The organism is Streptomyces sp. NPDC004658 (genome assembly GCF_040609555.1).
Classification (GTDB): Bacteria; Actinomycetota; Actinomycetes; order Streptomycetales; family Streptomycetaceae; genus Streptomyces.
Map to the genome: position 1 here is coordinate 1 of NZ_JBEXKG010000247.1, position 7,830 is coordinate 7,830.

Here is a 7,830-nt window from a genome sequence, read left to right on the forward strand (position 1 = left end):
CGCGGACCGGGCGGCCGGCGAGCCGGCGGACGGCACCATGCGGCCCTCCGGCGACCCGGCCGCCGCCCTGCGGCGCATGTACGTCGACACCAGCCCGTTCAGCCCCGCGCACCTGAGCCTGAACGCCGAAGTGCTGGGCCCCGAGCGGATGTTGTTCGGCACCGATTCGCCGCCGATGGCCGCGCCGCTGGAGGACTTCATCCACATGATCGAGAAGTTGCCGGTCGACGAGGCGTCCCAGCGGCTCATCCTCGGCGGCAACGCCCAGAACCTCTTCGACCTCAGGAGTCGTCCGTGACCACCACGCAAGAGGCCGTCGCCGCGGCCGAGCGGTGCACCCCGGAGTTCCGGCGCGATCCGCACGCGGTCTACGCCCATCTCCGCACCGCGGCGCCCGTCTGCCCCATGAGACCGCCGCACGGCAACGAGACCTACCTGATCACCCGGTACGACGACGCGCGGGCCGCCCTGTCGGACCCGCGGCTGAGCAAGGACATGTACGGGGCCATGGACGCCTACCGGAGGATCTTCGGGGACTCGTCCGTCGCGCTGGACGACAACATGCTCAACTCCGACGCGCCGAAGCACACGCGGCTGCGCCGGCTGGTCAACTCGGCGTTCACCCCACGGCGCGTGGAGGCGCTGCGGCCGCGGATCGAGGAGATCGTCCAGGACCTGCTGGACGCGTGCCCGGCCCGGGAGCCCTTCGACCTGCTGCCGGCGTTCGCGTTCCCGCTGCCGATCATCGTGATCTGCGATCTGCTGGGTGTGCCGCCCGAGGACCGGGCGCGGATGCAGCACCTGTCCACCACGGTGGCGCAGACCGGTTTCGGTGAGGAGGCCAAGCGGGCCCAGCAGAAGGCGGAGGAGGACCTGCACGCCTGCTTCACGGACCTCATCACCGCCAAGCGGCAGCGTCCGGGTGACGATCTGCTCAGCGCGCTCATCGCGGCCCGCGACAACGACGGCGGGCTGACGGAGAGCGAGTTGGTCTCCACGGCGTTCCTGCTGATGTTCGCGGGCCACAAGACGACCGCGTACCTCATCGGCAACGCCGTCCACCACCTGCTGTCCCACCCCGCCCAGCTGCGCGCCCTGCGGGAGGACCCGCAGCTGATCCGTGCGGCGGTCGAGGAACTGGTGCGCTACGACGGCTCCGTCGAGAGCGCGACGTTCCGCTACGCGACCGAGGACGTGGAGTACGGCGGGACGCTGATCCCCAAGGGCGCCCTGGTGCAGATCGCGCTCAGCTCGGCCAACCGCGACCCGCTGAAGTTCGACGCGCCCGACGAGCTGGACGTGCGGCGGCCGGGCAACGCGCAGGACGCCCATCTCGGCTTCGGGCACGGCAGCCACTACTGTCTGGGGGCCCCGCTGGCCCGGCTGGAGACGCAGCTGGCCCTCACCCGTCTGTTCGACCGGTTCCCCCGGATGGCTCTGGCCGATCCCGCCGGTGCACCGCGGTGGCTGGAGGTCCCGTTCCCGGCCTTCCGGGGCCTGGCCGAGCTGCCGGTCGTCCTCGATCCCGCCGGCTGAGCGGCAGCGGTACGCGGCAGTGCGCCGCCCGGCGGGCGTGACCGGCCGGGCGGTGGCGTAACCCGATCGCCTAGGCGCTGGGCGGCAGTTGGGCCGGGCTGACCCGTTCCCCCAGGACGTCGGCCATGAACTGGACGAGCCAGCGCTGCGAGGGGCTGCGGGAGGCCTCGTGCCGGGCGTAGAGCGCGACCTCGATCGGCTCCGTCTCGAACGGCAGGCGCACCAGGCGCAGGCGGTGGGAGGCGGTGAAGACCTCCCCGACGTACTCCGGGACGATCGCGATCAGGTCCGTCCGCTCCAGCAGGTACGGCAGCATCGAGAAGCGGGTGGCGTCCACGGCCGCGCGGTCCAGGAGGCCGTGGGTGGCGAGCACGGACCGGGGGACGACATGGCCGCTGGGGCCGTACACCGTGGCGTGGTGCTCGGCCGCCAGCTCGGCGAGGGTGACGGACGCGCCCCGGATGCGCGGGTGGTCGGCGGCGACCATGCCGACGTAGCGCTCGTGGAACAGCGGGATGCGCACGGTGCGGTGGGAGGTCAGGACGGGGGTGGCGACGAAGGCGTCGAGTTCGCCGCGGCGCAGCTGGCCCTCGGCGTCGTCGACGTCCAGGGCGCGGACGGTGAAGGACACCCGGGGCGCGCGGGTGCGGGCCGCCGCGACGAGGCGGGGCAGCAGGGTCACCTCGCCGAGGTCGGACAGGGCGAGGGTGAAGCGGCCCGCCATGGTGGCGGGGTCGAAGTCGTCGCCCTGGCGGATCGCCCCGTCGATGTCGGCCAGGGCGCGTTGCAGCGGCTCGTAGAGGCGGCGGGCGCCGGCGGTCGGGGTCAGGCCGCGGCCGGTGCGGCGGAAGAGGTCGTCGTCGAAGTGCCGGCGGAGTTTGGCCAGGCTGTAGCTGACGGTGGGCTGGGTGACGTGGAGGGTCTCGGCGGTGGCCGTGACGCTGCCCGTCTCGTAGAGCAGCACGAAGACCCGGGCGAGGTTGAGATCGAAGCTGCTCATATCGATGGAGTCTATATCGCGGCGCGCCAACATCTATTGGTGGCCGGGTCGCGCGCTCCCTAGCGTGTGCTGCGTCACCTCGGAGAGGAACGCCCGTGCCGTCCGTGCGCCGCATCGCCCATGAGTTCCTGGAGCGCCAGGGGCTGACCACCGTCTTCGGCAACCCCGGTTCGAACGAGCTGCCCTTCCTCACCGGCCTCCCCGACGGGTTCCGGTACGTCCTGGGCCTGCACGAGGGTGCCGTCGTGGGCATGGCCGACGGCTACGCCCAGGCGACGGGCCGGCCCGTGCTGGTCAATCTGCACGCCGCCTCCGGCTCCGGCAACGCGATGGGGGCGCTGACGAACGCCGTGGCCTCGCGCACGCCCCTGGTCGTCGTGGCCGGGCAGCAGGTGCGGCCTGCCATCGGGCCGGAGGCCAACCTCGCCAACGTCGACGCCCCGGCGCTGATGAGGCCGCTCGTCGGCTGGGCCGCCGAACCGGCGTGCGCCCAGGATGTGCCGCGCGCGCTCGCCCAGGCCGTCTTCGAGGCGCGGTTGCAGCGCCGGCCGTCCTACCTCTCGGTGCCCTACGACGACTGGGCGGCCGACGCGGACGAGAACGCGTCGGCCGTGCTGGACCGGCGGGTCGAGCGCGCGGGTGTGCCCGCGGCGGAGCAGGGGCACCGCCTGGCCGAGGCGGTGGCCGGGGCCCGGCGGCCCGCGCTCGTCCTGGGCGGTGACATCGACGCGGCCGGACGCTTCGACGACGCGGTCCGTCTGGCCGAGCGGCTCGGCGGCCCGGTGTGGGCGGCGCCCTCGCTCTTCCGGCTGCCCTTCCCCAACCGCCACCCGCTGTTCCGCGGTGTGCTCCCCGCCGGCATCGAGCCGATCCGCCAGGCTTTCGAGGGCCACGATCTGGTACTGGTGCTCGGCGCCCCCGTCTTCCGCTACCACGAACACCTGCCCGGCCGTTACCTGCCGGCGGGGACCCGGCTGATCCAGGTGACGGAGGACGCGTCCGCCGCCGCGCGGGCGCCGGTGGGCGAGGCCCTGGTCGCCGATCCCGGGGCGGTGATCGAGCTGCTGGCGAAGGCGCTCGACGCCTCCGAGGCGCCTCGGGACGGCTACCGGCCCGTGCCGGCTCCCCGTTCCGCGGAGGGGCCGCGCCTGCACCCCGAGGAGGTCTTCGCGGCCCTGCGGGACACGCTGCCCGCCGACACCGCGTACGTGGTGGAGTCGACCTCGACCAACTCCTCGTGGTGGCGTCAGATGGATCTGCGCCGGCCGGGCTCCTACTACTTCCCGGCGGCCGGCGGTCTGGGGTTCGGGCTGCCCGGCGCGGTCGGGGTGGCCATGGCCCAGCCCGGCCGGCCGGTCGTGGGGGTGATCGGGGACGGCTCGGCCAACTACGGCGTCACCGCGCTGTGGACGGCCGCGCAGCACCGCGTTCCGCTCACCGTGGTGCTGCTGCGCAACGGGACGTACGGCGCGTTGCGCTGGTTCGGCGGCCTCCTCGGGGTGCCGGACGCGCCGGGGCTGGACATCCCGGGCCTGGACTTCACCCGTATCGCGGAGGGCTACGGGGTGCCCGCCGTGCACGCCGACGGCGTGGAGGAGTTGCGGGCGGTCCTGGCCGAACGGCCGGACGGCCCCCGGCTCGTGCAGGTCGACACGGCGCTCACCACGCCCTCCTGAACACGTTCCGCCCCCTGGCCCCGCCGTACGGCGGTCTCATGAAGGGAATCCGATGACACTCCTGGACAGCGACGTCTGGAGCAAGAAGCTTTTCGGCGACGGCTGGAAGGACGCCCCCCGCGAGCAGCCGGTCGTCGAGCCGGCGACCGGGGACCGGCTCGGCACCGTGGGCCTCGCCACGGCCGAGGAGGTGGGCCGTGCCGCGGCCCGGGCCGCCGAGGCGCAGCGGGCCTGGGCGGCCACCCCTCCGCAGGCACGGGCGGCCGTCCTGCGCCGCGCGGGCGAACTGTTCACCGAGCACGCCGCCGAGATCGAGGACTGGCTGGTGCGGGAGGCGGGCTCCGTCCGGGCCAAGGCGGGCTTCGAGGTGGACCTGGCGCGGGGCGAGTGCTTCGAGTGCGCGGCGCTGCCGACGTATCCGCAGGGTGAGGTGCTGACGTCCGAGGACCCTCGCTGGTCGTTCGCCCGCCGCCGCCCGGCCGGGGTGGTGAGCGTGATCGCGCCGTTCAACTTCCCGCTGATCCTGGGGCTGCGCTCGGTGGCTCCCGCCCTCGCGCTGGGCAACTCCGTGCTGCTGAAGCCGGATCCGCGGACGGCGGTGAGCGGCGGTGTCGTCATCGCCCGGGTCTTCGAGGAGGCCGGGCTGCCTCCCGGTGTGCTCCACCTGCTCCCCGGTGACGGCGCGGTCGGCCAGGCGGTCGTCGAGGCCCCCGAGGTACGGGTCGTCTCGTTCACGGGGTCCACGCCGGTCGGACGGGCGATCGGCGAGCGGGCCGGCCGCCTGCTCAAGCGCGCCCACCTCGAACTCGGCGGGAACAACGCCCTGGTGGTGCTGCCCGGAGCCGACGCGGACAAGGCGGCCTCGGCCGGTGCGTTCGGCTCTTACCTGCACCAGGGGCAGATCTGCATGACGACCGGCCGGCACATCGTGCACGAGTCCCTGCTGGACGAGTACAGCGCCGCGCTCGCGGCGAAGGCCCGGGCGCTGCCGGTCGGCGACCCGGCCCGGGAGGACGTGGCGCTCGGCCCGATCATCGACCGGCGGCAGCTGGAGCGGGTGCACGGCATCGTCACCGAGAGCGTCGCGGCGGGCGCGACGCTGGCCGCGGGCGGCGAGATCGTGGGCGCCGGGTACCGCGCCACCGTCCTGACCGGCCTGACCACCGACATGCCGGCGTGGCGCGAGGAGATCTTCGGACCGGTCGCACCCGTCATCGGCTTCTCCACGCTGGAGGAGGCGGCGCGGCTCGTGAACGACTGCGAGTACGGGCTGTCCGTCGGCATCCTCGGTGACGTCGGTACGGCGATGAAGCTCGCCGACCGGATCGACTCCGGCAAGATCCACATCAACGAACAGACCGTCAGCGACGAGCCCAACGCGCCCTTCGGCGGGGTCAAGGCGTCGGGCACCGGCTCCCGGTTCGGCGGGCCGGCCGCCAACGTCGAGGCGTTCACCGAGACCCAGTGGCTCACCGTGCGCCCGGACATCGCCGCGTACCCGTTCTAGCCGCGGTTCGGCACCGCCGGCAGCAGCACCGCTCAGCACTCCGCCCCTCTCCATCTCCCGCAGCCGCTCACAGGGGGAACATCGCCATGGCATCCATCGCCTCGTCCGACGCGTCCGGCACCACCGCTGGGACCGGCACCGCCGGACGCAACCGCTGGACGGTGGTCCTGTGCTGGATCACCGTCCTGCTGGAGGGCTACGACCTCGTCGTCCTCGGCGCCATCATCCCGACCCTGCTCAAGACGCGTCACCTCGGCATGACAGCGGGCGACGCGACCACCGTCGCCACGCTGTCCCTCGTCGGCGTCGCCATCGGCGCGGTGCTGGTCGGTCCGCTGGCCGACCGGCTGGGCCGACGCCTGCTGCTCATCGGTTCGGTGGTGCTGTTCTCGGTCTTCACCCTGCTGGTGCCGCTCGCCGGCTCGGTCGCCGTGTTCGCCGGCCTCCGTCTCCTGGCCGGTCTGGGGCTCGGCGCCTGCATGCCCGTGTCGCTGACGATGATGGCCGAGCACATGCCGTCGGACCGGCGGGCGCGGGCCAGCACACTGACCATGACCGGCTACCACACCGGCGCCGTGATCACCTCGCTCCTGGCGCTGCGGGTGACCGACGACTGGCAGGTCCTCTTCTACGTCCTGGGCGTGGCCGGGCTGGCCGTCGCGGTCGTCCAGTGGTTCCGTCTCCCGGAGTCGGAGGCGTTCGTCCGCGCCAAGGAGGCGCCCGGCGCCGAGCGCGTTCCGTTCACCGAACTGCTCCAGCCGTCCTACCTCCGTGCCGGCATCGGGATCTGGGTCGCCTCCTTCATGGGCCTGTTGCTGGTGTACGGCCTCAACACCTGGCTGCCCAAGCTCATGAACGACGCCGGATACCCCGTCCCCACGGCCGTCACCCAGCTCCTGATACTGAACGCCGGCGGTGTGGCCGGCCTGGTGCTGGGCGGTTTCGTGGCCGACCGGCGCGGCATCAAGCTCACCACGCTGGGCTGGTTCGCGGTCTCCGTGGGCATGCTGGCCTGTCTCAGCGTCAAGATGGACAGCGACCTGCTGCTCGACACCGTCGTCTTCCTCACCGGCGTGTTCGTCTTCTCGGCGCAGGTGCTCGTCTACGCCTACGTCACGCACTTCTACCCGGCCTCCGTCCGCGGCACCGCGCTCGGCTCCGCGTCCGGCATCGGCCGCATCGGCTCCATCGTCGGCCCGTCGATCACCGGTGCCCTGGTCTCCGCCGGGATCGGCCACCCGTGGGGCTTCTACTTCTTCGCCACGGTGGCCGTCCTCGCCTTCCTGGCCGTCCTCACCCTGCCGGCCCGCCCGCCGCGGGAGCCCGCCGCGGAGCCCACCGCCTGAGACGGCCGCGTCCGGTCACCGCCCCTCGGGCAGCCCCTCGCTGGTGAGGAAGTAGAACACCGGAAGCAGGACGAAGACGGCGACCGCCACCAGCGGCGCGACGAGGACGCCGAGGAGCCCGGCGGCGCCGTACGCCAGGGCTCCCACCCAGGAGCGCAGGCGGCCGTGCCGTACGTAGGTGCTCTCCACGTCCGGAGCCAACAGCTCCGGGTGACGGGCCAGTTGGTGGTAGAAGGCCACCCAGCTCAGGCACATCGCCGCCGCCAGACCGGCGTAGACGGCGACGGCGACCCGGGCGTCGGAACCGGCCGGGTCGGCCTGGAGCGCGTCCGCGACCACCGCGGTGGGGAACGACAGCGCCGCCGTGCTGAACAGGAGCAGCAGATTCGCGGCGTGCAGCCCCCGGTCCATCGCACGGACCCGTACGAAGGCCTGGTGGTGGTTCAGCCAGATCACCGACACGTATCCGAAGGAGGCCAGGTAGCCGAGGTAGGCGGGCCACTGCGCCAGCAGCGCGTGGCCGAGGCCGCCCGGCCGGTGCGGTGGATCGGCGAGCCCGAGGGCGAGCAGCGTGACGGCGATGGCCAGCACGCCGTCGCTGAAGGCCTCCGCGCGGGTGGTGTCGGACCGGGAGAAACCGCGCAGGCGGGTGCGGGACACGCAGGCTCCTGTCGTACTTGTGCGCAGGGGGACGGGCGGGGGTCACGCCGCACGCCACCCCCCTCGCGAACCCGGCACGGGATGACCGTCGCCGGACGGGCCGTC

General features: G+C 73.2%; 7 protein-coding genes. 5 read left to right on the plus strand and 2 right to left on the minus strand.

Annotated features, from left to right (window positions below; all coding sequences use genetic code 11):
• Together ABZV94_RS38695 and ABZV94_RS38700 are read left to right on the plus strand one after the other, a co-directional pair.
• The coding region (locus tag ABZV94_RS38695) for an amidohydrolase family protein (protein WP_356349261.1) at positions 1-298 on the plus strand (298 nt) is incomplete at its 5' end.
• Positions 295-1,536 carry a cytochrome P450 gene (locus ABZV94_RS38700; RefSeq protein ID WP_356349263.1) on the plus strand — a complete coding sequence of 414 codons (1,242 nt, stop codon included), beginning with the start codon at positions 295-297 and terminating at the stop codon, positions 1,534-1,536. The genes ABZV94_RS38695 and ABZV94_RS38700, both read left to right, overlap by 4 nt.
• Positions 1,537-1,606: 70 nt before the next feature.
• Here the strand turns inward: ABZV94_RS38700 and ABZV94_RS38705 are convergent, their stop codons facing one another.
• Positions 1,607-2,536: a LysR family transcriptional regulator gene (locus ABZV94_RS38705; RefSeq protein WP_356349265.1), complete on the minus strand. Its 930-nt coding sequence runs from the start codon at positions 2,534-2,536 to the stop codon at positions 1,607-1,609.
• Positions 2,537-2,631: 95 nt separating this feature from the next.
• Here ABZV94_RS38705 and mdlC point away from each other — a divergent pair, with 95 nt between their 5' ends.
• From mdlC to ABZV94_RS38720, 3 genes are all read left to right on the plus strand, one after another.
• Complete coding sequence (gene mdlC / locus ABZV94_RS38710) at positions 2,632-4,212, plus strand: benzoylformate decarboxylase (RefSeq protein ID WP_356349267.1); 1,581 nt, start codon at positions 2,632-2,634, stop codon at positions 4,210-4,212.
• Positions 4,213-4,264: 52 nt separating this feature from the next.
• Positions 4,265-5,719 carry a benzaldehyde dehydrogenase gene (locus ABZV94_RS38715; RefSeq protein ID WP_356349269.1) on the plus strand — a complete coding sequence of 485 codons (1,455 nt, stop codon included), beginning with the start codon at positions 4,265-4,267 and terminating at the stop codon, positions 5,717-5,719.
• Positions 5,720-5,805: 86 nt separating this feature from the next.
• A complete protein-coding gene (locus tag ABZV94_RS38720) occupies positions 5,806-7,065 on the plus strand; it encodes an aromatic acid/H+ symport family MFS transporter (RefSeq protein WP_356349272.1) in 1,260 nt (419 codons plus the stop codon).
• Between the two features lie 15 nt (positions 7,066-7,080).
• Here ABZV94_RS38720 and ABZV94_RS38725 read toward each other — a convergent pair whose 3' ends face one another.
• Positions 7,081-7,725: a TMEM175 family protein gene (locus ABZV94_RS38725; RefSeq protein WP_356349275.1), complete on the minus strand. Its 645-nt coding sequence runs from the start codon at positions 7,723-7,725 to the stop codon at positions 7,081-7,083.
• Positions 7,726-7,830 lie beyond the last annotated feature (105 nt).